Origin of the sequence: Kordiimonas sp. UBA4487, assembly GCF_002389025.1 — a bacterium.
GTDB lineage: Bacteria > Pseudomonadota > Alphaproteobacteria > Sphingomonadales > Kordiimonadaceae > Kordiimonas > Kordiimonas lacus.
In genome coordinates this window covers 1-26014 of the sequence record NZ_DGNR01000002.1, presented here as the reverse complement: position 1 = coordinate 26014, position 26014 = coordinate 1, and the positions used below count along the sequence as shown (strand labels likewise).

The 26014-nt window shown below is 59.3% G+C and carries 10 protein-coding genes; 6 read left to right on the top strand and 4 right to left on the bottom strand.

The features are described from left to right. Positions 1 to 29: 29 nt before the first annotated feature. The 4 genes from B3Z17_RS00085 to dgcA all read left to right on the top strand — a co-directional run bounded on the left by B3Z17_RS00085 (position 30) and on the right by dgcA (position 5521). Positions 30 to 2924 carry a xanthine dehydrogenase family protein molybdopterin-binding subunit gene (locus B3Z17_RS00085; RefSeq protein ID WP_286828049.1) on the top strand — a complete coding sequence of 965 codons (2895 nt, stop codon included), beginning with the start codon at positions 30 to 32 and terminating at the stop codon, positions 2922 to 2924. Beyond that, positions 2917 to 3432, top strand: a complete 516-nt coding sequence (locus tag B3Z17_RS00080; RefSeq protein WP_286828048.1) for a (2Fe-2S)-binding protein — start codon at positions 2917 to 2919, stop codon at positions 3430 to 3432. The genes B3Z17_RS00085 and B3Z17_RS00080 overlap by 8 nt, the downstream gene beginning before the upstream one ends. Next, positions 3429 to 4454, top strand: coding sequence for a hypothetical protein (locus tag B3Z17_RS00075; protein WP_286828047.1), 1026 nt, complete (start codon positions 3429 to 3431; stop codon positions 4452 to 4454). Before B3Z17_RS00080 ends, B3Z17_RS00075 begins: the two co-directional genes overlap by 4 nt. Positions 4455 to 4543: 89 nt before the next feature. Continuing rightward, on the top strand, positions 4544 to 5521 hold the full coding sequence (gene dgcA / locus B3Z17_RS00070) for an N-acetyl-D-Glu racemase DgcA (protein ID WP_286828046.1): 978 nt from the start codon (positions 4544 to 4546) through the stop codon (positions 5519 to 5521). Positions 5522 to 5692: 171 nt separating this feature from the next. Here the strand turns inward: dgcA and B3Z17_RS00065 are convergent, their stop codons facing one another. After that, entirely contained in the window at positions 5693 to 6556 is an 864-nt protein-coding gene (locus tag B3Z17_RS00065; protein WP_286828045.1) for an MBL fold metallo-hydrolase, read from the bottom strand. Between the two features lie 167 nt (positions 6557 to 6723). Here B3Z17_RS00065 and B3Z17_RS00060 point away from each other — a divergent pair, with 167 nt between their 5' ends. Next, a complete protein-coding gene (locus tag B3Z17_RS00060; RefSeq protein ID WP_286828044.1) occupies positions 6724 to 11991 on the top strand; it encodes an alpha-2-macroglobulin in 5268 nt (1755 codons plus the stop codon). Continuing rightward, a complete protein-coding gene (pbpC, locus tag B3Z17_RS00055) occupies positions 11991 to 14108 on the top strand; it encodes a penicillin-binding protein 1C (RefSeq protein ID WP_286828043.1) in 2118 nt (705 codons plus the stop codon). The genes B3Z17_RS00060 and pbpC overlap by 1 nt, the downstream gene beginning before the upstream one ends. A 308-nt stretch (positions 14109 to 14416) precedes the next feature. Here pbpC and B3Z17_RS00050 read toward each other — a convergent pair whose 3' ends face one another. From B3Z17_RS00050 to B3Z17_RS00040, 3 genes are all read right to left on the bottom strand, one after another. Further along, a complete protein-coding gene (locus B3Z17_RS00050; RefSeq protein WP_286828042.1) occupies positions 14417 to 16213 on the bottom strand; it encodes a hypothetical protein in 1797 nt (598 codons plus the stop codon). 68 nt (positions 16214 to 16281) lie between these two features. Further along, positions 16282 to 21612 (bottom strand): putative Ig domain-containing protein, encoded by a 5331-nt coding sequence (locus B3Z17_RS00045; protein ID WP_286828041.1) that lies wholly within the window; start codon positions 21610 to 21612, stop codon positions 16282 to 16284. 358 nt (positions 21613 to 21970) lie between these two features. Further along, positions 21971 to 26014, bottom strand: a 4044-nt coding sequence (locus B3Z17_RS00040; RefSeq protein ID WP_286828040.1) for a beta strand repeat-containing protein, incomplete at its 5' end; no start/stop codon positions are given.

Below are 26014 nucleotides of genomic sequence, written 5' to 3'. Positions count from 1 at the left end.
GTATTGTTATACCTAAAGGGGCATAATTCATGAAAAAGTCGCCGTCTCAGTGTTTTGGGGAGAGGAACACAGAGGGCACCACTTCCTCACCCTCCATCGCAATAGGCCCACAGTCAGGCCTGTCGCGCCGCAGCTTCATCAAGAATGTGGCGGGCGCCTTCGTCACCGTGAATGTCTTCTCACTCGCGTCCGGCATCGCCGCCCGCGCCAGCGAAGGCACCTGGGAGCCGCCCTTGGGGCGCGACGGCTGGATGGGACCGCCCGGTGTGGCCAACGCCCGGATCGACGGTTACGCCAAGGTCACCGGCCAGAAAATCTACGCCCGCGACTATCACGTTTCAGATATGGAAGGGTGGCCAGGCACAGAAGCGCCGGTGATGATCATCCGCGCCATCAATGTAGACGACGCGTTCATTGGCCTCGATATGTCGATGCTCCCCCCAGATCTGAGGCCTGAACGGGTGATCTACGGCGAACAGGTTGAAGGCAAGGTTGAGCTGACCAACACCATCATCCATGACCAGCACCTGGACCAGGTTGAGGACAGGATGCGGGCGGCCCAGAAAAAGCGGCTGGAAAGCGACAGCAGTACGTCGGAGACAGAAGGCATCACCCTGCCCGGGGATTTCATGTGGCCCTTTATCGTACCGCGCGGTGCGGGTGCGGCCTTTTATGGCCAGCCTGTAGCCTTCCTGATCTTCAAAGACCGCGCAACCTATCTTGGGGCCAAGAAACAGATCCAGTTTGTCGACAGCTTCCAGCAGTATGGTGCCCCGGTCAAAGACCCGCTCATCCCACCCCTGTCGCCGCTGACGAACTATGTGCGCGTTGCCGGCGACGGGCCTGAGGATACCTTCTCATATTCCCAGAATGGTTACGACGACAACTATAATGAGGAAGCCAACAATTACCGGCGTCAGATCGAACAAGCCATTGCCGACAATACGGCGAGTAGCACCTGGAAGGCCTATGGCTCAGACTTTTCCATGCAAGCCATGGACCCCATGTTCATGGAGCCGGAAAGCGGCCTCGGCTGGTATGACGCAAGCACCAAAACCTTGAATCTGGTCGTCGGTACCCAGTCTCCCGACGGGGACATCGGCACCCTTCTTGGCATGTTCGAGGATTCTGAAATCTCAGTATCAACAGTGAACCTCTTCTCTTGCTATCCCGGCGGCGGGTTCGGCGGGCGCGACAGTTCGGTTTTCACCCTGAACCTGGGGATTGCCGCGGTCATGAGCGGTGGCAGCCCCGTTCGACTGGCCTATGACCGGTTCGAACAATTCCAGAGCGGCCTCAAGCGCCACGCCTGCACAGGCACCACACAGGTGGCCTTCGACACGACAGGCAGGGTGCAGGCGCTGACAAGCAACATGCAGTTCGACAGTGGGGGCAGGCGGAACCTCAGCCCCTATGTCGCGCAGCTCGCGGGCGTGTGCGCAGGCGGCAGCTATAATATCCCCTTGAGTGCCATCTTCTCGGAAGCGCTCTATTCCACCAACGTCTCGGGCGGATCCCAGCGCGGCTTTGGTGGCCCACAAGCCTATTTCATCATTGAAAGCCTGTTCGACGAGGCCGCCCGCGATTTTGGCGTCAGCCCCTTCGACATCCGCCGCACCAACATCACCGGCCCGGGTGACCGCACAGTTGTGGGCGGGCCGATCACCCAGTCACTGCAGTTCGGCAATATCCTGGATATGGCCGAAGCGGACCCCATCTGGCAAAACCGCGCGGCAGACCGCGCACGCTGGGCTCGCGAAGGCCTAAGTTATGGTGTGGGCTTTGCTGTGTCGAACCAGGCTTATGGCACATCCGGTGACGGTGTGCTTGCGGCTGTCGCGATGGACGCTGAAGGCAACTTCACGGTTCGCACCAACGCCGTTGATATGGGCAACGGGTCAGCCACCACGCTCGCGGTCGTCATTGGCGAAACGCTCGGTGCGAACGCCGAGCGCGTGGAGCTTGGAAACGCGGACCTCTGGGACGCGCTTCAGATGCAGTATGGCTCGAAAAACGGCAGTTGGGACGACAATAACTGGACACCCAAAAGCGTTGGCTCTTCCAGCGCCTGCCTCACGGCGTTCCATCAGGTTCATGCCGCCGTCGAAAGCGCCAAGGCACTGTTTGACTGTGGCATCTTCCCCGCCGCCCAGGCGCTGTGGGGCGCCGGCGCAAATGACCTGAAGCCATCCGACACCGCGTGGGTAGACGGCCAGCTGACGGTGAAAGCCGGCGGCTTCCCGGGGCTTACCCACGGGCAGCTCGCCAGCCAGATCATGGAAAGCGGCGGCGTCTCCAGCGTGCTTGGGCACGCCTACTTCCAGGAAACATGGGCCAAGGGCACCTTCAGTGTTCAAGGCACCAGCCACACCTGGGGTCTTGACGGCATTGCCCTGACCTACGGCGCAAACAATAGCTTTACCCCCAACTATCGCACCAGCGTTGTACGAACCTGCCCTGCGGCATCCAGTTATGTCCGCACCGTCTTTGCCCCCTGCGGCAACCTGATCGGTGTCACCGTGGACCCGCGCACCGGCGATGTGGTGATGCGCGCCTCCGCCAGCTTCCTGAACGCGGGCAAGATCCATGTGGAAGGACTGGTGTCAGGCCAAAGCCAGGGCGGGGTCGCCATGGCCATGGGTTGGACGCTTCTGGAGGACATGCCACCCGGCCCCGAGGGCCCGGCGTCTGGCGACTGGAACCTGAACCGCTATTTCGTTGCCAAAGCCAAGGACGTGCCACTGGACCAGCGCCTGATCACCCTGACGCCTGAAGGCGATGAGAAGACAGGTCGTGGCATCGCCGAAGCGGTGATGTGCTCTGTCGCCCCCGCTATCTCAAACGCGATTTATGACGCAACGGGCGCGCGCATGCGGGACCTGCCCATCACACCACAGAAAATGCGGGAGGCGCTCAATGGCTGATATCAGCTTCATCCTGAACGGCACAGGCGTCACCGCCTCTGCCAATCTCAGCGACCTGCCGCTGGTTGATTTCCTTCAGGAAGACCAGGGTCTGACCGGCACCAAATTCTGTTGCGGCATCGGCGTATGCCGGGCCTGCACCGTGTCTGTGCGCCGCGCACCCGGCGCGCCCCTCGAAGTTTTGCTGGCCTGTTCGACACCGCTCAGCCAGATGGCAGGGCTTGAGGTCTATACGGTTGAAAGCGTGGCCACGGACGGCATGTTGCACCCACTACAGGAAGCCCTTCTGAAGGGTTTCGCCTTCCAATGCGGCTATTGCACACCCGGCTTCCTGATGGCAGCTATCACGCTGTGGGACCGGCTGAAGGCCGCGCCCATTCCGGCAAGTGCCCTTGACGCAGCCATCGACCAGGCCATCGGCGACCATATCTGCCGCTGCACCGGTTATGTGCGATACTATGAGGCCATCAAGCAGGCCATTCTGAATGAAGGAGGGCTTGTGTCATGAAACATCTGTTGATCATCGTCGGACTTGGCATCATAGGCTTTCTGGCCTACCTGGCGCTTGCGCCTGCGGCCCGGACGCCCTCAAAGGTTGCGCCGAAGAATGTGAGCGCCACACAGACGCTGGCTGAATACGGCCAGATGTGCAAGGCCGCTATCAAGGACGTGCCGTCCTTCAACTGTCTGGATGGCGAACTAATCCCGATCACGGTGAACGGCCTCGTGCCTGCAAGCTACACACCGAACATGGACTGCGACCGCCCGGCCCTGTTGCCCCTTGGTGAAGGTGGCCACACAGGTGCAGACGGCCAGTGCGTGCCCTATTCCCGTATCTTCAATTTCTCTGACGGCATCAATCAGGTGGTGGCCGCCTGCAGGCAGAAGATCATCCGCAGCGAGGCCAGCACCCAGTTTGACGAAATTGATGTGATTACCCACAGCGTGGCGGACGGCAGCACCTGCTGGTTCCAGGCCACCGGCGACGGAGACGCGGGCCTTGACGGCACCAAGGTGCCCTCGCCCACCGAAGCTACGCCCGAGCCGGGGTACCCGGCCCCTGCTGATTTCTGGAACAGCCCCGCTGCGGTCGCGAACGAACAGCCTGTCAACTGCGGCTTCTGCCATGATAACGACCCCTTCATGTATAGCCCCTATGTGGCCCAGGTGTGGGACATGGTACCTACCGACCCGTTCGGCTGGTACAAGCATATCGGGCCAGATTTCGCCTGGTGGCCCACCACATCGCTCAGCACCCGCGACAATACCTGTGTTGGCTGCCACCGGATCGGCATCACCTTCACCAGCGGCCAGGGCGCCAAGGAAGCAACAGGACTTGTCCACATCCCGAACACGGACGAATGGGCGAACACCTATCCACAAACCCACTGGATGCCGCCCGGCAACTTCCATTCCGAAGCCCAGTGGGACACGATCTACAAGCAAGCCGTGCAGGATCTTCTGGACTGCAACGAAGACCCGGCCCTGCCGAAATGTATCGTCACTGAAATCACGGGCCTTCCCGAATAGCGACTTCTGCAGCGCTTCATACGCTGCAGGCTTTATCCCGGTGATGAAATCTGCCTAAATAGCGGTTTGTCATCACAAGCGGACTGTCCATGGAGTTTTCCTTCACCTCAGAAGCCTGGCCTATTGCAGGCACCTTCACCATCTCGCGCGGCGCCAAAACCGAAGCGCTGGTGGTGACAGCAGCTGTCAGCCACAAAGGCCACACCGGCCGGGGGGAATGTGTGCCCTACGCACGCTACGGCGAAACCGTGGAAAGCGTGCTGGGTGCCCTTCGGAGTGCGGCGGCACATATCATGTCGCCGCACGACCACCACAAACTCCCCGCCCTGCTGCCTGCGGGCGCCGCACGGAACGCGCTGGACTGCGCCCTGTGGGACCTGCGCGCCAAATTGTCTGGCACCCGCGTTTGGGACCTCATCGGCATGGCCGCGCCGGAACCTGCCACCACCGCCTTCACCCTGTCCGTTGCACCGCCGGACGAGATGTTTGCCAAGGCCAAAGCCAACAGCGACCGTCCGCTGTTGAAGCTGAAGCTTGCGGGCGACGGGGACCTTGACCGCGTGTGGGCTGTCCGCGAAGGCGCGCCTGATGCCGCCATCATCGTGGACGCGAACGAGGGCTGGCGCCGAGAGCACTATCACGCGCTGGTGCCGGAACTTCAGCGTCTGGGCGTAGCCGCAATCGAGCAGCCCTTTCCGGTGGACGACGATGACATGCTGGCCTCACTAGACCGCCCCATACCGGTGATCGCCGACGAAAGCTGCCATACGGCCGATGACATCCCGCGCTTGAGCGCACTTTATGACGGGGTGAACATCAAGCTGGATAAATCCGGCGGCCTCACCGAGGCCCTGAAAGTACGCGAAGCCGCGATGAATGCAGGGCTGCAGATCATGGTGGGGTGCATGGTCGGCACGTCGCTTGCGATGGCGCCAGCCATGCTGCTGACCGCCGGGGCGACGTTTGTCGATCTGGATGGGCCGCTATTGCTGGCGCGCGACCGGGCCCCGGGCCTCGAGTTTTCAGGCAGCGTCATCGGCATCCCATCCGCAGCGCTCTGGGGATAAAAAAGCCGCAAGCAAGGCCCGTTACTCAAATGTTTATACAGGCCGTAAAAAGCGGGCCGTCAGGCGGCCAATTATTACGAATTAATCTCACTTGCAGCCAATCAAGCCCGCCACAGGCAACATTACTCCCAGAAAGCGCGGCTCCTTGAGGCCTCCTTTGACGCGTTGGCCCTAGATGGCATCCAACGGGATTTTCAGGTACCGCACACCGTTGTCCTCTGCCGGCGGCATATGCCCGGCACGCATGTTCACCTGCACGGACGGCAGGATCAGCCGCGGCATATCCAGCGTGGCGTCGCGCTTGGTACGCATATCCACGAACTCTTTTTCCGTCACGCCTTCATGGACATGAATGTTGCGCTCGCGTTCGTCGCCCACCGTGGTTTCCCAAAGGAAATCCTCCCGGTCCGGCGTTCCATAGTCGTGGCACATGAACAGCCGCGTCTCGTCCGGCAGCGCGAAAATCTTCTGCACCGATGCGAACAGGGTGGCCGCATCACCGCCTGGAAAGTCGCAGCGCGCGGTTCCGTAATCCGGCATGAAAAGCGTATCGCCCACAAAACCCGCGTCCCCGATCACGTAGGTCATGCAGGCAGGTGTGTGGCCCGGCGTGTGGATGGCTTTAGCCGGGATAGAACCAACAGCGAACTCGTCACCATCTTCAAACAACACATCAAACTGGCTGCCGTCGCGGCCAAAGTCATGGCCCGCGTTAAACAGCTTGCCAAACACATCCTGAACCACAGTGATATTGGCGCCAATTGCCAGCCTGCCGCCCAGCTTCTCCTGAAGATACGGCGCAGCGGACAGATGGTCTGCATGGACATGGGTTTCAAGAATCCATTCCACCTCAAGACCATTCTCCTGCACAAATGCGATGATTTCATCGGCAGCAGCTGTATTCGTGCGCCCGGAGTTCGTAGCGTACTCAAGAACTGAATCGATGATCGCGCATTTCCCTGTTACCGGGTCTGACACCACATAACTGAAGGTGAATGTGGGTTCGTCAAAAAACTTGGTCACCGTTGGTTTCATGTCAGGCCTCCTGTCAATCTGAGTGCTTGTAAGCGCTGCTGCACTGTGATTGTGGCGGCCCCGCGGCTGCACCACAATCTTTCGCCATTCCGGCATATTGCGGTCCGGGTTTGACCACAATTAGCAGTGAAAGTTACACATACATACTTCTAATCATGGGGGAAGTCATGCGCAGCATTGTCGCACTCATACTCTTCACAGCCATCTGTTTCACCGCCGCGCCAGCGCCAACCTTTGGGGCCGACCTGACAGGCATCACTGCACCAACCGTGCTCAAGGACCGCTCCGCAGACGCCGAGCGATTGCTTGAGGACGCACAAGCGCGCGCGAAAGAACTGGAGGCTTATGAGGCAGCCCAAAATGTTGACGGGCTGAACCTGTCGGACGCCTTCAAGGAAGATATGCCGGATATCCTCCCCGAAACAGACATCAAGGCCTTCAGGAAGCGCCACCGGATCGAGCTTCGGCTTGCAAAGTTCCACAGCCGGCCCTACGCGTGGCGCGATGCCGCCGAGGCCTGGATGAACGCTGGCCGCCCTGAAGATGCCTACGGCGCGGCGTGGCGGCTGCTGGATATGGCAAAAAGCGAGCGCGAGCGCGCCGCTGCCCTGGATGTCTATGTCAGGATTCTGCTGGCCGAAAGGAAACCCGAAGAAGCCCTGACAACGCTTCGGGAAGCGCAGGCCATCCACCGAGACAACCCGCGCCAGACATGGCTGAACACAATTGAAGGGCGCTTCACGCTGCGGGTGGTTGACCAGCTGATTGATGTGGAAGGCCGCACCCCACGCGCCTGTCTTGTGCTGTCCCACCCAATCCTGGACCCACTGCCCATAGAGCTAAAGGACTATATCCGCTTCGACAGCCCGCGCGACATTGCCGTGCGCGGCGAAGGGGACCGCATCTGCCTGACCGGTATGACGTATGGCGATACATTTGGCATCACGCTCCTGGCTGGCCTGCCGGGCCATGACGGTGCCAAGCTTTATGACGACGCCAGGCGCAGCTTCACTGTGCCCGACCGGGAGGCCCGCGTGATGTTCGGCAACGGCACCTATATCCTGCCCAGGGTGGGCGATGAGACCGTACCGCTCAAGAGCGTCAATGTGGAAACCGCTTCGCTTGGCCTGCTGCGCGTGCCCGACGGCGGCATCGTACCCTGGATGAAGTCCGGCCTTGAAGGCCAGAACCTGAACGAATGGGCACAGCGCAATCTGGGCAACGACCTGGGCGAGCGTGTCTGGGAAGGCACGGTGGACATCGACAGTGTCAAAAACCAGGAGGTCACAACCCTTGTGCCCATCCGCGACATCCTTGAGACCGTCAAACCTGGCATCTACGCCCTGGTCGCGGCACCAAAATCAGACGAAAAGCGTCAGCGCTGGGTGCGCTGGCAAACCCAGTGGCTGGTGATCTCCGACCTGGGCGTGCTGTCACTGCAGGGCGCAGACGGCATGCATGTGTTCGTCAATTCGCTGGAAAGCGCAAAGCCGGTCCGCAACGCCACGGTCAGGGTCATTGCCCGCAACAATGACACGCTGGGCGTTGCCACAACGGACCGCCAGGGCCAGGCCACCATCGCCACCGAACTGTTGCGCGGCACAGGCGGCAACACGCCGATGGCACTCACAGTCAGCACAGACGAAGGTGACTATAATTTCATCAAGCTGCAGGGTGCGGCGCTGGACCTCAGCGACCGGGGCACTGAAGGGCGCTATGCCACCGGCCCACTGGACGCCTTCCTTTATGCCGAGCGCGGCATCTACCGCCCCGGCGGGACCGCGCGGCTGTCAGGCATGCTGCGGGACCAGGCAGCGCGCGCGGTCCCCGACCTGCCGCTCAGCCTTGTGATCACCCGCCCGGACGGCGTTGAAGCATTGAGGGAGCGCGTCACCGGCGACAGCCTTGGCACCTATGCGCTTGACTATAGCCTGTCGCCCGCCGCCCGCACGGGCCAGTGGCGCGTGACCCTCTATGCAGACGATGAGAAGAGAAGCGTGGGCAGCACTCACTTTCAGGTGGATGATTTCGTCCCCGAGCGCCTGACCGCCAAGCTGGAAACAACCGGCGACCAACTGACCGAAGGCACGCCGCTTGAAGTCCATGTACAGGCTGATTTCCTCTATGGCGCGCCGGGCGCCAACCTTGAAGGGACGCTGTATGCGTCGCTGGAGCCCGACCCCACGCCGTTCCCGGATTGGAAAGAATATCAGTTCGGCCTGGCTCAGGATGAATTCACCCAGGAAAAGCTGACACAGATGTTCTTCAAAACCGGTGAGGACGGCCTCGCGCGCGTGGCACTGACAACTGAAAGACTGCCCCAGACCACCCTACCCCTGCGTGCAAAACTGACCGCCGAGGTTCAGGATGTGGGCGGCCGGTCTGTCCAGGACGGCAAATGGCTGCCGGTGAGCCGTGCGCCTGTCATGTTGGGCGTGCGGGCCGACGGCCGAGGGCACTTTGAAGCCAGTGAAGACGCAGGCCTGACCGTTGTCGCGGTCGATGCTGATGGCAAGCCGCTCAAGGGCCGGAAACTGACCGCCGTGTGGGTGAAGGAACATTATAACTATACCTGGTACCAGTCCCGTGGCCGTTGGCAGTACCGCACCACGCACTATGACGAAACCCTGGGCGAAGAGGAGCTGACAAGCGGTGAGGACGGGACAGTACACGTCTCGCGCTTGCTGCCCTGGGGCCGCTACCGCCTGGAGGTGATGGATGAGGCAGGCAATGCCGCCTCCAGCCGACGCTTCTATGTGGGCTGGTGGATGTCTTCTCAGAACCCGGACGTGCCCGACGGGCTTGAACTGACAGTGGAAGAAACCGCGCTTGAAAGCGGTGACCGGCTGCGCGGGTTCGTGAAAGCACCCTTCGAAGGCGTGGCAATCCTGACCATCGCCAACGACCAGGTGCGCGAAACAAAAACCATTGAACTGGGCAAGGACGGTACCAAATTCGATTTCAAGGTGAAAGCCGATTGGGGCCCGTCGGCCTATGTGCTGGCCACCGCCATCAGGCCAAATGCCGGCGCCATTTCCCGCCTGCCGGTTCGTGCCACCGGCCTGGCCTGGTTCTCTGTCGACAAGCAAAAGCGGTCCAGGAGAATAGTGATCGATGTGCCGGAAACAGCGCTGCCGAGCCGGCCAGTGACCATCCCAATCAAGCTGGACGGCCCACGCCCCGAAGGCCCCGTCAAGGTGACGGTGGCTGCCGTGGATGAAGGCATCCTCAACATCACCCGCTACAAGGCACCCAACCCGAACGATTTCTATTTCGGCAAACGGGCCTTCGGCTTCGATGTTCGTGACATCTATGGCCGGCTGATCCGGTCAGAAGAAGGCAAGCGCGGCACCATCCGCACCGGCGGTGACGGCCGCCAGGATGTAATGGTAACCGGCTCGCGCCTGCAAACCGAAGACGGTAACCTCTTCAGCCCCATCACCCATACCACCAAAGCCGTGTCGCTGATGGCGCGGGATATCGAACTTGACGAGAAGGGCGAAGCCAGTGTCACGTTTGAGCTGCCCGACTTCATGGGCAGCCTGCGCCTGATGGCTGTCGCCACAGCAAAGGACGCCGTGGGCACAGGCAGTGCCAACCTGACCGTGCGCACCCCTGTGGTGGCGGACCTGATCACGCCGCGCTTCCTGGCGCCGGGTGATGCCTCACGGGCCACCTTCACCATCCAGAACCTGTCCGGCAAAGACGGCGGGTTTACGGTAAGCTTGGCGGCCAGTTCGCCCGTCATCAGCCTGCAAGCGCCTGAAACGCATGTCACCCTCAAGGACGGCGAGCGCCGGGATATTGTGGTGCCGTTGAAAGGCCTGACAGTGGGCGACGCCGGGATCGCGCTTTCGGTCACAGGCGCAGGCCTGCCGGAAGTATCCCGCCACTATGACATTTCCGTGCGCCCTGCATGGCCCTATGTGACCCAGCGTGCGCGCATGGCCCTGGCACCGGGAGAAACCAGCCCGGTTGAGGCCATAGATCTGGCCGGCTTCTACTCAGGCACCGTGAGCCAATATATGACGGTCTCGTCGCGCCCCAACCTGGAGGCCGGGCGGCTGTTCGAAGAATTGCGGTCTTACCCCTACCGCTGCAGTGAACAGACCGTATCGCGCGCCCTGCCGAGCCTCTATTTCAGTGAACTGAACAAGCTGTATGGCCTGTCGCTGAATGAAGGCGAGGCCGCGAATGCCATTGAAAATGCGGTGATGGTGCTTCTGGACAGGCAGCGGCAAGACGGCAGCTTCGGCCTTTGGGGCAGCCACGGTTCAACCTATGACTGGCTGGACGCCTATGTCACCGACTTCCTCCTGCGCGCCAAAGGCAGGGGCTATTATGTGCCGGACGGCGCCATCACCCTGGCCTTTGGCCGGCTGAAAGGCATGGTGGCAAGGCGCGGACGCGGGCTACTGGAGGCCACAGCCTATGCCCACTACATCCTCGCCCGCCACGGCGAAGTTTCCGCCAGCGAAGTGCGCTATTTTACCGACCAGTTCGGAAAGAAACTACGGACGCCATTGGCATCTGCCCAGCTTGCCGGCGCCTTGAGCACCGTCGGCGAGACTGAGAAGGCGGAAGAATTTTTCGTGCGGGCCATACGCGGTCATCGGCCCAACCATTCGGTGCACGGCGACTATGGCTCCCGCCTCCGGGACGTGGCAGCGCTGACCACCATCCTCGCGGAAACCGGCACCAATGCCACCCATATGGCAAAACTGGCGGAGGAGCTGGAAGCCAGCGTGGCAAAAGACCAGTGGCTGAGCACACAGGAAAAGGCGTGGCTTGCCCGCGCTGCGGCGTCCTATGCCGCTGACGGCAGCAGTGCGACGATCTTCGAGATCAATGGCGAGCAAACCAAGGTCACCCACGGCTTCTGGCGCAAGATGCTGGCTGCTGACGCAGGCATGAGTGCGGCGCATGTCAGCAACACAGGCGACCTGCCGATCCGTGTCGTCCACACGCTTCGGGGCGTCAGCAAACAAGCGCCAGAGAAAAGCGCAAACGGCTTCGCTTACAGCCGGACCTTCTATGACCTGGACGGCGCGCCGATCAGCCCCGACACCCTGCCCCGGAACGGCCGCTTCGTCGTTCTGCTGTCCGGCACCGTAAAAGCGGAAGCCGTGCGGGACCCGCTGCTGGTTGACCTGCTGCCCGCGGGGCTGGAGATCGAAAGCACGGACACCAGCAGTGTGTCCTTCCTGAAGAACCTGACACGGACAGCCTTCGCCGACGCCCGCGATGACCGGTTCGTGGCGGCGATTGAGGTCCCCAGCTATCAGCGCGGCAAGGGCCGTTCGTTCCAGGTGGCCTATATTGTGCGCGCCATCACGCCCGGGACCTATGTAATGCCAGGCCCGTTTGTCGAGGACATGTACAAGTCCGAATTCCGCTATCAGGGGGCAGCTTCCAGCCTGGAGGTTACCGATTGATGCCAAAGGGGCTTAGGGCATTGGGGCTGAAGGGCTGGCGCAGAAAGCTGCGGTACGCTGCCATGACTTTGGTGGCGTTCCTTGGCCTTTCCGTGCCCAGCTTTTTCATCCTTGATGCCACCTTCCCGCCTAACCTAGACCGTTTCAACACGGTCTCAAGCGAGGTGGTTGGGGCGGACGGCAGCCTGCTTAGGTTGTTCCCGGTTGAAAACGGCCGCCTGCGCCGGGCCGTGACGCTGGATCAGGTTGATCCGCTGTTTGTCGATATGCTGATCGCCTATGAAGACAAACGCTTTCACGACCATGCAGGCGTTGATGGGCTTGCCGTGCTGCGGGCCGGTTGGCAGGCCCTTGCGGCACAGGAAGTGGTCTCCGGCGCGTCAACCTTGACCATGCAGGTGGCGCGCCTTCTGGAACCCCGCCCGCGCACCGTGTCCTCAAAGCTGATTGAGATGTTCCGTGCCCTGCAGCTGGAGCGCCGCTATAGCAAGCAGCAGATCCTTGAAATGTATCTGACGCTGGCGCCCTATGGCGGCAATGTGGAAGGCATTCGCGCCGCCAGCCTGGTTTATTTTGGCCATGAGGCTGATCGCCTGACGCCGGATGAGGCGGCGCTTCTGGTGGTGTTGCCGCAGTCACCCACCGGCCTCCGGCCTGACCGCTACCCGGCCCGCGCCCGTGCCGCGAGAAACAAGGTCCTCGCCCGTGTGGCAGGCGATATCGGGCTGGACGCCCATCTGGCAGCACTGGCAGCGCGTGCCCCGGTGCCCCCCATGAAACAGCAACCTGAACTGAGCGCGCCCCATCTGGCAGCAAGGCTCCGGGCCGATGGTGGCGCGCCCCTGAAGCGGACACACATTGACGCGATCTTGCAGAAACAGATGGAGGCACTCGCGCTGGCCAGCGCCCGACGCCTTCAGGAAAACGCCAGCCTTGCCATTCTGGTGGTGGAAAACAAAAGCCGGAAGGTGATCTCTTACGTAGGCTCGGCTGATTTCACCAACACGGCCCGCGACGGCTTTGTCGACATGGTCACGGCCATCCGCTCGCCCGGCTCTACCCTGAAACCCTTCATTTACGGTATGGCGTTCGATCAGGGCATGGCGCACCCGCGCACCCGCATCATGGATGAACCGCGCCGGTTCGGAACCTACGCCCCCAACAATTTCATGGATACATTCTATGGCGAGGTAACCATTTCGGAAGCCCTGCGCCGGTCCCTGAATGTGCCCGCCGTTGCCGTGCTGGACCGCCTTGGCCCGGTGCATTTTACCGAAACCCTGCGCCACGCGGGCGCCAGACTTGCCCTGCCCGGTGAAGAAAAGCCCGGTTTGGCAGTTGCTCTTGGCGGTGTCGGCATGTCGCTTGAAGACCTTGTCATGCTGTATGCGGCGCTGGCGGATGACGGGCAGGTGCGCCCGCTGAAGCTGTTGGATGCACCAAATCAGACCGCTCCAGCGACGAACACAACGCTACTGGGGGCAGATACCCTCGCGGCGCTCAGGCACATCCTGACAGGCATTGGCGCACCCGGTGACAGGCTGCCGCGCAAATACCAGCAGAACCCGCGCCATATTGCTTTCAAGACGGGCACCAGCTATGGCTTCCGCGATGCCTGGGCCGTGGGTTATGACGGCGGCTATACAGTTGGCGTGTGGGTCGGCAGGCCGGACGGCACGCCCATGCCCGGTCATTTCGGCAGCAACACGGCGGCGCCTGTGTTGTTCGATGCGTTCGGATACCTGCCACAGGCGCCAGTGACGGCACCGTCCAAAAGCTTCTTGACCGCCCAAGCCCTACCGCCGGGCCTGAAGTATTTTGATCGCCCGCAGCTTTCCGTGCTGACCGGCAAACGGGTGGCACCCCTCACCCTCGCCTTCCCACTCGCGGACAGCGTTGTCGCCCTGGCGGGCGGCACCACCCCCATAACCTTTGCAGCCCAAGGCGGCGAACTGCCGCTGCAGTGGTTCATGGACGGCAAGCCGCTGCCTTCCAGCCGCTGGTCAAGGAATGCCACGCTGATGCTGGAAGGCCCGGGTTTCTACCGGGTCAGCGTAACAGACAGGAACGGCCACCAGGTCTCCGCCCGCTTCAGCGCACAGGACTTGTTGCGATAAACCCACGCAGGCAGACGACTGATAATCCCGGTGTGCGGCCTCGAAGTTATAGGAACACAGGCGTCAGAAATGCTGGACATTAGACCGGAAATCTCACGCTTAGTGGAAAGCAATCTCAGCAATTCAGGAATATTTTGAAGCTATCTCAGCTGAAATGGAAAATTTTGAAAACAGTGGAAGTGACTGCTCTTGCTCCGTAAGGAGACCTCCAAGTTTCTCCTCGCAAAGGCCCGTAGTGACCCAAAGCGGCAACAGGCCCGATGTCACCATGATTAGGACATCAGGCTTTGAACGTTGGCTGGACGACCCTATTTGTCAATTTGCCCATCAAATATTGGTCTGGGTCCATATGCCGGACGCCACATAAGTATTTTCCGATCAGGGTCAACGGTAATGTTCCTGACATTGCCATCGGTTTTGAAAACCAATTGAGCGTGCTTTTCATTGAGCTGAATCACTCTTCGCTCCACCGGTTTGTGGTAATATTGAATTTCAACTTCCACATCTAGCTTATAGAGCTCGTCTTGGCGCTGCACCAAATCGACCCTCACCTCTTTTTCACCATCTTCAGCTAATGCGATGATGGCCTCATATTCGCCATCCATATAGTCCGGCGCCACCATTGGGTTCACCACCTCCCATGTCATATCGATGATGGGAGCGCCCTTACGTGTCAGCCACTGTGCAAAAAACGCCGTCAGGTCCATGTTGGAATGCTGTTCAAAAACAGTCTCAAGCTGTTCCAGTTCCAGAAACTGACCACTGTTCGCGAGTTCCTGCAAGACGGGAAAAAATACGTCATCACCCAGCTTCTGTCGCAGCATATGCCAGAACCACATCCCCTTTGAATCCTCAAGCCTTGTAAGTCGCCAGCCCGCTTCAGGACCAATGCTATCAAGGGCAATGTCTTCCCCTGATCGCCACATTGCAAAATAACCTCTTGCGGACGCATACACCGTGAACCCTGGCACCGAAACGTCGAGCAGATCTCGCATGGCCTGCTCGCCATAAATCTCTTGCGCAACCAGAACAGGACCAAGCTGGGCCAGAGCCTCGTCACACAAACTTGCGCCCTGCCCCCTACAACCAAACTTGTTCCCCCACCAGGCATGCCCGGCCTCATGCGCAAAAAGCGCCCATCCCCCCTCGCTTTCGAAATATGAGCTTTTGGCAACGATGAAGCCTTGTTCAGAGGCCGCTCCAAAATAGTCTGTTGTTTCGTCTGGAAATTCGGCGACACCAAAGGTTTCGAAAGGATAAGGCCCAAAATATCGCTGCAGAACATCAATGGTCTGAGCAAGTTGTTTGCTGTTGGCATCCACGACCTCTTGGCTGGCGCCCAACATATACATGGCGACTTCTTTCTCGCCTACGGTGACACGCGAGACCGTAAATGGACCCGCCATATAGCTTCGGGCGACCGGATCATCCATACGCCAGGACTGTAGCGTCTTTCCACCGTCTGTCTCATCTGCATAAAGACGGCCGTTGGAAAGCACATTCCAGCCCGCGGGCATTTGGAAGCGTGTCATCCCCGGAACGGACAAGGCAGGCCGCGACACCAATGCAGGACTATCCTCTACGGCCAGCGGATACCAGAGCGTTACCCAACTCGCATAGCTGGATTTAGTCCGGTGAAAAATTTGCCCCAATTCACGTGCAAGATGATAGGTGAACTGAACCTCAATCTCGGCGCCTTTTTCCAACGGCTTTTCAAATGTGATCATGGACAAGGAGGATGCCCGCCCCCCAGGATGCTCGATGTCATTTTCGATTTGGTGGTCGGGAAGCTTGTCTGCTCCGGCGCTCTTCAACCACACGCGGAAGTCGCCCATGCCGGCTTCACGGTTATTGAGAAGCAGGACAGGGCCAAGACTTTGATCTTTCTGAAGCCTTAGCCGAATGGTCCCGCTATAGCTTGGCATTGCCGTTGTCAGATCAACCTCAAGATCAAGCTCAACTGCCTGCCAACCAGCCCGTTCCCGGATTTCCTCGACGGTGTAAGGCGCATCAGTCGCAAATACTGAACCGCTCAGCGCGACCAGTAGCCAGACCATACAAAAGCCCCACAGGCTGTGACCGTTTTTTTCTGTCTTGTTTTTCATTACTTCCTCACATTTTTTGTCGTTTTCAACTGAGCGCCCTCAATAAGCCCTGAGTTCCAGCCGAAATATTATATCACTAGTGTCATTTCAGAGAGGTCTGTCACAGTCATGCTCTCGATGAACACGCTGTTCCCACCCCCGAGGTTGATCAACAGGCCTGGCTGACCGGCCAAGACGGTTTCTGATGACGCTGCCACAACGGCGTCGACATTGGCAAAATCCACCAAAGCATAGCGTAGGTTCAAACTGTCCTCAGCGAGATCAAAGTCGGTGATGATGTCATTGCCGCTCACCCGGCCGAATATGAACGTGTCAGCTCCGCTGCCGCCGCCCAGCGTATCGTTGCCGTCACCAGCCCAGACCGTATCGTCTCCGCTACCTCCCTCAACCAGATCGTTGCCGCTGCCACCAAAAATCAGATCATTGCCGCCACCGCCAATGATGACGTCATCTCCGGTTGCGCCGAAGACCTGATCATTGCCGCCGCCTGCGTCAATATGGTCGGCGCCCGCACCACCGCCGACAAGGTCAGCACCAGAGCCGCCCTCAAGCGTGTCGTCTCCTTGATCGCCTCTCCCGGCAAACACCCGGTCGTTGCCGCCGCCAGCCTTGATGTGATCGGCCCCCTGCCCGCCCAGCAGTTTATCGTCGCCCGCGCCAGCATCGATCGTGTCGTCCCCCGCGCCGCCGAAGATGCGGTCATCAAGATCGGTTCCTGTAACGCGCCCGCCATCGCCATCAAGGACCATGTCCAAAGGACTTGATATCTGACCGTTCGAAGTCCCTCCGCTATCCGTTGATCCACTATTGTCCTCAGGCGGCTGAATTGCTCGAATATCAAAGCTGACCATACTGCCTGCCGTGGCAAACAAGCTGCCGTCACTGACTGTATAGCCAAATGACGCTACGCCAGGCCCATACTGGCTATCTGGCGCCTGATAAACCAGACGCCCGGTTTCAAGCATTGTCGCATCGACATAATCGCCAACAGCCAGCGGCACGGCTGTATCGGCATCGGAACCAAGTCCAAGCAAAACGAGCTGACCACTTTCCGGCAAGCTGTTGATCCGGATGCCGTCAAGGGTGTCGCCGTCAGGATCCGAGAAGCCCAAAGCGTCCTCGGAAATCGTCACATGCGCGCCGACATTGAGCGTCAGTGTTCGGCCATCATTGAGGGGCGCATCATTTTCGCCCAGAATATCGATCTCGACCTCGCCCAGAAGCACGTCACCGCCGCCACCGACACCCAAGTTTCCGCCATCATTGGCCACGATTGTCAGTATGGTTGCACCATCATCGTTGGCTTCCCCGAGATACTGCAGTGCCTCTGTATCGTCCAGATAGGCATCGATATCCGCCACAGTTCCCGTCAATTGCAGAGCATCTGTCCCCGAGCCTGAGACGGACACACCGGCGGAGGAGTTCGCCACTAGTGTGCCCGTCCCAACACTCAACGTCACGTCGATCAGATAGGGGCCGGAATCGTCCGTGAGCGTCGCGGAGGAAAGGTCTAGGAAGCTGAGTGTATCTTCAGCCACTGTCAGGGTTTCAGGCAGGCCTGCCATAACGGGGTCGTCATTTATGGGTTCGACAACGATGTCACGGCTGTCCGATCCGGTTTCCCCGTGGGCATCTGTCGCGGTTGCGGAAACAGTGCGGGTCAGGAAGGATGAATCATCCCCGTCAAACAGGGCCTCGAACCAGATCGCCTGCAGAAACTCCTGCACGATGTCACCAGTAATGCCCTCACTGAAGATGACCTCCAGCGTGTCGCCCCCCATCACGGCACCACCGACATTGTTCAGGTCCCCTACATCGACGCCGTCCGCCAGCAGGTCCTGCCCCGAGACAGTCAGTAACGGGCCTGTACCATTGCTATCGTCAAGGAACAGCCGGTCGCTGGCATAAGCCCCGCCCGTGATCTGAATGCTGAGGCTGCCGCCCACCCAGTCGCTATCGCCATCGGCATCGGCAATGATGGCGGCGGCATCCAGGGGTATCGGCGCGCCATATTCAGGATAGACAGAGGCATCATCGGCTAGGTCCAATACTGGCGATGTATTCGCCACGGATACCGTGAGGGAAAAATCAGTCGAGGCCTGAGCGCCGTCATCATCTGTTGCGGTGATGCGCACATGAACCGCGCCTACATCGCCGCTGGCCGGTGTGCCGAACAAGCTGGCGGTACGGGCATCGAAATGCAGCCAGTCAGGGAGAGCGGAGCCGTCCGCCATTGCCGCCTTATAGGTCACGCTATCATTATCAGCCAGGAACCCGGCATCCAGATCTGTCGCCAGAAGCGCCACCGACAGGCTGAAAGCCGCCCCGACGGTCGCGTCCATGTCGGCCTGCGTGCCTATCACCGGCGCCTGGTTATAGGGCTCTGCCCCCACCGTGATCTGGCGGTTGATCTCGGTCGCGCCCGCCCAGGTGAGCGGCAGGAAGGGCGATGGCGTCGCGCCGTTGATCAGGCCGTAAGCCGCGCTGCCAGCGCCCAGCGCCAGATAGGCAGGGAATGCCTCACTGCCCGTGAAGGTGACGAACGGGTCTCCTTCCACATTGCCGGTCCAGGTGGCGGGCAGGTTGCCGCTGGCCACCAAGTCTGCCCAACGCTCATAGTTATTCCCGTCGCCATCGACATCATGATAGTAGACGCGCCCTTCCCCGTCGGGCGTATCCATGATCAGGCTCCAGAACAGGTTGTTCTGGTAGGTGACATAGTCGGCGAGACCGCTTTCGTTGATTACGCCATTGTCGCCCGAAAGGAACAAGTTGCGCACGAACATCAGGTCATTGGTACTTTGCGTCAGCTGATTGCTGGCATAGATGAAATTGCCGGTACTATCGTAGAAGCTGTTGCCATAAACCCGAACACCATCGGCTTCATTGGGAATTTTGATGGTCCAGGATGCGTCGTCGAAGACGAATTCGCCCGTCTCAAAATTATGATAGTCCGACTTCATCCGGTCGGTGGTCATGGTGTTGTTGTAGAAACTGAACCAGCCGGTGTCGCCGCCGCTGCCGCCCTCTTCTGCCGGGAAATAGGAAATTCCGGTTTTCACATCATAGATATGGTTGGCGAACACAAACACCGGTGTGTTGGACAAGCCGATGATATCGATCCCGTCATCCTGCGAGGCGCTGACGAAGTTATTATGGATCAGGACACCATTGTCGCCCACCGCCCCGGCACTGACATTGATGCCGTCGAACGTGTTCGCGAGGTCATTGTCATAGATGCGGACATTGTCGACATCGTACGTGCTGGAGCCGATGATGCGGATGCCTGACGTCTCCATGACGCGGTAGTCATAGTCACCCTTGGGCGGGTTGGTATAATCGTCGATATTTTCGCCGGCGCGCCCAACCTGGGTGCCGTGGGAGCTGTAGCTGCTTTTGACATGATACCAGGCCATATTTTCGGGCAGGTTGCCGTCAAGCTGGTTGCCATAGACGAAAAAGTCCTTCAGAGGCTCCCGGTTGTTGGTTTCGGCATATACAAGATATCGGGCGTCATTGATATCCAGCCCCACAAGGCCAACGCCAGTATTGCCGTACCGCAGATGCACCGCCGACTGGGTGCCGATGCCGAACTCGATATGCTGACCATTTCCATTCTCATCTCGGCCGTCGATGAAGATATTACTACTTTCGCGAATAAAAAGCGTCTCTTCGTAGGCGCCGCCCACATAGACCGGGATTTCATTGGGGTTCGGCGTGCTTGATGACAGGTCTGCTTCCGTCATGCCAAGTTCGACCGCCGCATCCTTGTTGTTGGTATAGATATAGATCCGCGCCATGCCGTCGCCGTCGAAGTCGGAATAGAATTCGGCGGCGTCTTTTGTATTGGCAAGTAAGTCCTCGGGGCTGATGCCATTATCGACCAGAAGCACACCCGCGTCTGTCGAATTATAGACCGCGTGAATGAAGTTATAGGCACCGTCCACCGTCATCTCGCGCGAGGCCTCGCCGTCAGGGTCGAGTTTCAGGATAGGTGCGTGGCGGTTGAAGTTGGAGCCAACACTGTCTACCGGCACATCCACATACCAGACAGCAAAATTATGGTCGTTATAGACGGCCGGGTTCTCTGCGTGACCCGGGAACACACCTGCGAAGGTCCAGGCGCCGCTGTTCGTTTGCGCCAGTTCCTCGTGATAGTTCCACAGTTGTACCGGCCCGTCCGCCGCATCCTCGACAGAGATTGAGATGTTGGCCTTGTCGCGGATCACCAGATGTTCGTTATAGAGCCCGCTGGCAACCTCGATATAGGTGTCGTCCGCATTGTTGGCGAGATCAATGGCATGCTGGATGGTGGCGAACGGGTTGGCTTCCGAGCCATCGCCTGTGTCGTCATCGCCGGTGGTCGATACATGGTAGGTCACGACCGCATTCTGCATTTCAACCGCGCCGATATCGACAGCACCACCCGCCACACGCGCATTGCCATTCTGGTCTGGCTCGCTGCTGGCAAAGCCTGCGTCCCCCGCGTTCCGCGCATCGCTCTGCATATAGAGCGTCATGGTCTCCACTGCGCCGCCATTGTCCGCGAGCGATCCCAGGAAGGCCTCGCCATACACATCCGTGGCATCGGCCCCGTCCACCGCATGCCCGCCCCGGCTTGAGAAGAGGTTATAACCGAGGCTATTGATGGCCCCGCCGCCTACATCATGGGTTTCCCCGTCATAGTTGCCGATATTGTCTGCAAGGATCGTATGCCCAACCGACACATCCGCCGCAACGCCCGCAACGCTGTTATCTGTCAGGTAAAGGCCGTGAATACCCTCGGGGCCGCTCGCGATATTGGCGCTGATAGTGCTGTGGCTGACAAGCGCCTCACCGCCATAGACCGCGACGCCACCGCCTTCCCCTTGGGCGTGGTTGTCTGCGACCGTCGAAGTCTGGAGCGTCAGTGTGCCCGCATCATTGAAGATGCCGCCGCCGTCGCCCGTGCTGGCGTTGTGGGCCACCGTGGCCCCGTCGAGCGTCAGCGTGCCCGCATTATAGACACCGCCGCCTTCTGCCCCGGAAGAATGATAGATATGACCATGGGAGAAGGTGACATCGCCGCTTGCGACATGAAGCGCGCCGCCCTGCCCCGTTCCCGCATTGCCGTTCACCAGAAACAGGTGTTCAATCGTGACTACGGCGCTTCCGGCGTCCACAGTCAGAACCCGTACCGCATCGTTGCCGCTCAGGATGATGTCGGCCCTGCCGTCGCCGTCCACATCACCGCTCAATGACACACCCACCGCGACATGAAGCTCGCTCGCAAGCGTGATGGTCTGGCCCGAAAGCGACGCGTCAAAGACAATCTCGTCACCATCAACCGCGACCGCAAGAGCTTCCCGCAAGCTGCCTGGACCGCTGTCATTCGTGTTCAATACCGTTATTGTCGACATCGCTTACCTCGCATCCCGTTAGCAACACGCCGCTCTCGGGCGACTGGTCCCTGATTTTTCACGGAGCAAAGGCGCTTGTCTTCCAGAACCCGCCTCGTGTCCCATCCGGCACACGCAATGTCCCTAATGGAAATCCGGTGGAGATATTTCCGGGTTACCGCCACGCGCTGGGGCAAAGCTTTCGACTCAGAAAAAGGCCCAACCTGCCAAACAAATGGTTGGTACAGATTGGGCCAGTTAAGCGGGCGCGGCGGAAGATGAACTAGTAACTCTACACCCAAAATTATCTGTGGCGGAGGGTGCTGGGGGGAGCTGTCACTCCGCCACTGCAAATGGCCCGAAGGTCATTTGCAAAGCGTTAAAGAGTGATATCTAGACTGGCAAAATCAGCCATCGATAATCCCTGCAGGAAGACGCTCTGCCCACCACCCAGGTCGATCAGCAAACCATCAACACCGCTCTGGGTCGCATCGCTGGCCGCGGCCTGAACGGCTGAGGCGTCAGCGAAATCGGTCACGGTGAAACGAAGGTCCAGGAGGTCGTCAGCAGTTGAGAAATCCGTGATCGTATCGTTGCCGGAGTTTGCGCCGAACATGAAGGTGTCGGCACCGGCACCGCCCGTGAGCAGGTCATCGCCCGCGCCGGCCCAGATTTCATCATCTCCGGCACCGCCATCAACCGTATCAGCCCCGCCGCCATTAAAGAGCATGTCGCTGCCGTCGCCACCTCCGATAAGGTCATCACCCATACCACCGAAGACCAGATCGGCACCGTCGCCTCCCGCGACGACATCATTGCCCAGACCGGCAAAGACCATATCATTGCCGGAGCCACCTGACAGGACATCATCCCCGGCGCCCCCACCAACGGTATCTGCCCCTTCACCACCGTCGAGCGTGTCATTACCGGTATCGCCTGCGCCGGCATAGAGCACATCATTGCCTGTCCCGCCTGAGATGACGTCAGACCCGTCACCCCCTGGCAGGATATCATCCCCGGCACCGCCGCTGACCGTATCGTCGCCAGCACCGCCCAAGATGGTATCTGCAAGGTCACTCCCCACAGCCGTCCCGCCATTGTCGCCCAAGTTCTGGTCGATCGGCTCAGGATCAGGCGTGGACCCGCCACCAGAGGAACCGCCACTACCGGAACCACCACCAGATGAGGCCTCCTGACCGTCAAAGGTAATTGTGTTTTCCTGGTCCGAGAGATCCTTCCCATCACCGACATAGAAGGTGAAGGATGCTACGTCATCCCCGGTGACACCTGCCTCCGGCTGATACCGAAGCAGGCCAGCTTGGATGTCTGCCACGGCAATATCGTCGGAACCAGACACCGGGGTCCCGTCAAGTGTCAGCGTGCCGCTATCCGGTAGCGACGCAATTCTGACAGTCTGCAGTGTGTCCCCATCAACATCGGCGAAGCCGAAATGCGAGGCCTGGAGCGTGAAGTTGGTATCTTCCGTGAAGGTCAGTTGGTTATCTGCACCCGTCGGCGCATCATTCACCGCCCCAATTTCAAGGGCGATAGTGCCCAGCGTGACATTTTCACCGCCACCGGTGCCAGAGTTGCCACCATCGTTTGCCAACAGCGTTAGCGTGGTGGACGTGTCGTCATTCTCGGCCCCGAGATAGACAAAACGGGTGGCGTCCGAGATGTAGCTGTTCAAGGCTTCCACCGTCCCCTCAAGCGTGATGGTGGACGTACCTTCCCCGCTTACAGTTATCGGGCCGCTTTCTCCCGTGACGTCAAGAATGCCGGACGCCACAGAAAGGGTTAGTACAATCGGGTTTTCCCCTGCATCATCAGCCAGTGTAATGCCGGAAAGGTCCACTTCACTTTGAGTGTCTTCCTTCACACCCAATATCGCTGGCAGGCCAGCGGCTACAGGATCATCGTTCGTTTCCGTGATGGATACCTGCACACTATCAGTCGCCATTGCCGTGTGGGCATCAGCCAGGGTCACAGTCACCGTCTTGGCGTCACCGCTTGGGGTGTCAGACGTGGTTTCATAAACGAATGCCCTTGCGACTTCCTGCACAATTTCCTGCGTCGCATCTTCATCAAAATTGATGACAAGCTGCGCGTCCCCGGTGGCCAGGCCACCATCCATGTTCACGTCGCCAACATCGACACCGTCCGCCAGCACATCCGTGCCGCTTACCGTGATCACCGGCCCGGTTCCATTGTCGTCCGATAGGAAAAGCTGGTCATCCGCATCAGCCTGCCCGGTTACCTGCACCGTGAGTGTCGCGCCCTGGAAATCGCTGTCACCGTCAGCATCCTCAAGGATGGCAGCAGCATCTAGATGGCTGGCACCCGCACCTTCCACATGGTCAATCGTGGTGTCTGCAAGGGACAATGTTGGGGCGGTGTTCGGTTCGCCGTCAAAGGTGATGGTGCTGGAAGCTTCGGCGAAAGTGTCACCGTCATTCACCGTGAAGGTGAAGCTGGCCACAGCCTGGCCTGTTGTGTCGGCAGGCGGGCTGTAGGTCAGCAGTCCGGCATCAATATCGGCGACCGTGATCACATCGCCTGCTGTTACACCAGCACCATCCAGCTGAAGGGTGCCTGAAGCCGGAAGTGTGTCGATCCGAACCGCCTCAAGCGCGTCACCGCTGTCGACATCCTCGAAGCCGAAGTGACTTTGATTGAGCGTGAAGTCGCTGTTTTCACCAAAGGTCAGCGTTGCATCTGTGCTGGTCGGGGCATCGTTTGTCGGATCGATGGAAAGCTCGACTGTCCCCAGGGTCACATTCCCACCACCGCCTTGGCCAAGGCTGCCGCCATCGTTTGCGATGATGGTCAGAGTTGCGGAAGTGTCATCATTCTCGGCACTGGTGTATTGGATGTTCGACGCCGTACCCATGTACCCATTAAGGTTGGAAACGGTCCCCGTCAGAATGATCGTGTCGGTACCGCCATTCGATACTGTCACGCCGTTGGCATCAACTGCGTCAAGTGTACCGGCATCCACGTTCAAGGTAATGGTGATATTGTCGTCAACCCCTGCATCATCTGAAATAGTCATCCCGGAGAAATCAACATCGCTTGCGATGTCTTCCGTTACTGAAATGCTGGTTGGCATATCCACAGCGACCGGGTCATCATTTACAGCCAGAACATTGACAACAATGCTTCCCATGCTGAAGGCCACGCCACCCCCAGAGCCGGAGTTTCCATGGTCATTCACGCTTATGCTGATTGTATCAGAAACGTCTCTTTCACTGTCATTCAGGTATTGGATGTTCGCTGGATCCGACAAATAAGTATTGATGTCGTCAACAGTTCCCGTGATTTCACCAAAGCCATCACCCACTTGTACGGTGACCCCAGTGCCTTCCGCCAGGAAGATCTCACCGTTTGCGCTTGGCAAAAGATACACAGACACTTCGCCATCACCGGCATCGACATCCGCCAACACAGCATCGGACAGGTCAATATTGACTAGCACGCCCTCATCAGTGGTAATTGGTGCTTCTGGCAGCCCCAAGAGGGTTGGCATATCATTCACGCCATCAATGTTAATGGCGATGGTGCCAAGGGTGACATCCTGACCGCCGCCGGTACCAACGTTACCACCATCGTTGGCGCCGATCGTCAGCGTCGCCGACGTGTCATCATTCTCAGCCCCAGTATACTGGATATTGGACGCAGTATTGAGATACTCGTCCAGATCAGAGACAGTACCGGTCAATGTAATCTGCGCGGTTCCACTGTCTGCCACGGTCACACCAGCTACGTCACTGGCTGCAAGCGTTCCTGAGTCCACATTGAGGGTCAAGGTAATCGGGTTTGACCCGGCATCAACGTCAGACAAGGTGGCGGCAGAAAGGTCAATATTGCTCGCAACGTCTTCGGTCACATTGATTGTGGCCGGCAAGGCGGTCATCACGGGGTCATCATTGACCTGCGTCACCGCAAGTTCGATTGAACCAATCAGGTTGGGCGTTCCGCCCCCGGTGCCGGTATTACCATTGTCACTAAGGTAGACAAGAATGCCATCTGTCGCGTCTTCGCCCGTTTCATTGAGATACTGGATGTTTTCCGGGCTTGATAGATAGCTGGTCAATGCTGGGATAGTACCCGTTACCGAATGGGCGCCATCGCCGCTGCCGAGCGTCACGCCAGCCCCTTCAGCCACGATCAACTGCCCCTCGCCCGGGTCCAGCCAAAGTGTAATTTCACCGCCGTTGGCGTCTACATCTGAAATGGTCACCCCAGACATGTCCACATTGGACGGGGTACCTTCGATTGCTTCCACAGTAACGCTGTCAAGGCCATCCATTGTAGGGGCGTCATTGATCGCTGCGATATTCAGGGTCGTGGTGCCGACCAGAATATCCTGCCCACCGCCTGCGCCTGTATTGCCGCCATCATTGATTACCACGGTCAGCGTCGC

What these genes read in the sequence shown, in the direction of transcription:
- B3Z17_RS00085 (WP_286828049.1), top strand. Translation starts at nt 30, where the DNA reads ATGAAAAAGTCGCCGTCTCAGTGTTTTGGGGAGAGGAACACAGAGGGC.
- B3Z17_RS00080 (WP_286828048.1), top strand. Translation starts at nt 2,917, where the DNA reads ATGGCTGATATCAGCTTCATCCTGAACGGCACAGGCGTCACCGCCTCT.
- B3Z17_RS00075 (WP_286828047.1), top strand. Translation starts at nt 3,429, where the DNA reads ATGAAACATCTGTTGATCATCGTCGGACTTGGCATCATAGGCTTTCTG.
- dgcA (WP_286828046.1), top strand. Translation starts at nt 4,544, where the DNA reads ATGGAGTTTTCCTTCACCTCAGAAGCCTGGCCTATTGCAGGCACCTTC.
- B3Z17_RS00065 (WP_286828045.1), bottom strand. Translation starts at nt 6,556, where the DNA reads ATGAAACCAACGGTGACCAAGTTTTTTGACGAACCCACATTCACCTTC.
- B3Z17_RS00060 (WP_286828044.1), top strand. Translation starts at nt 6,724, where the DNA reads ATGCGCAGCATTGTCGCACTCATACTCTTCACAGCCATCTGTTTCACC.
- pbpC (WP_286828043.1), top strand. Translation starts at nt 11,991, where the DNA reads ATGCCAAAGGGGCTTAGGGCATTGGGGCTGAAGGGCTGGCGCAGAAAG.
- B3Z17_RS00050 (WP_286828042.1), bottom strand. Translation starts at nt 16,213, where the DNA reads ATGAAAAACAAGACAGAAAAAAACGGTCACAGCCTGTGGGGCTTTTGT.
- B3Z17_RS00045 (WP_286828041.1), bottom strand. Translation starts at nt 21,612, where the DNA reads ATGTCGACAATAACGGTATTGAACACGAATGACAGCGGTCCAGGCAGC.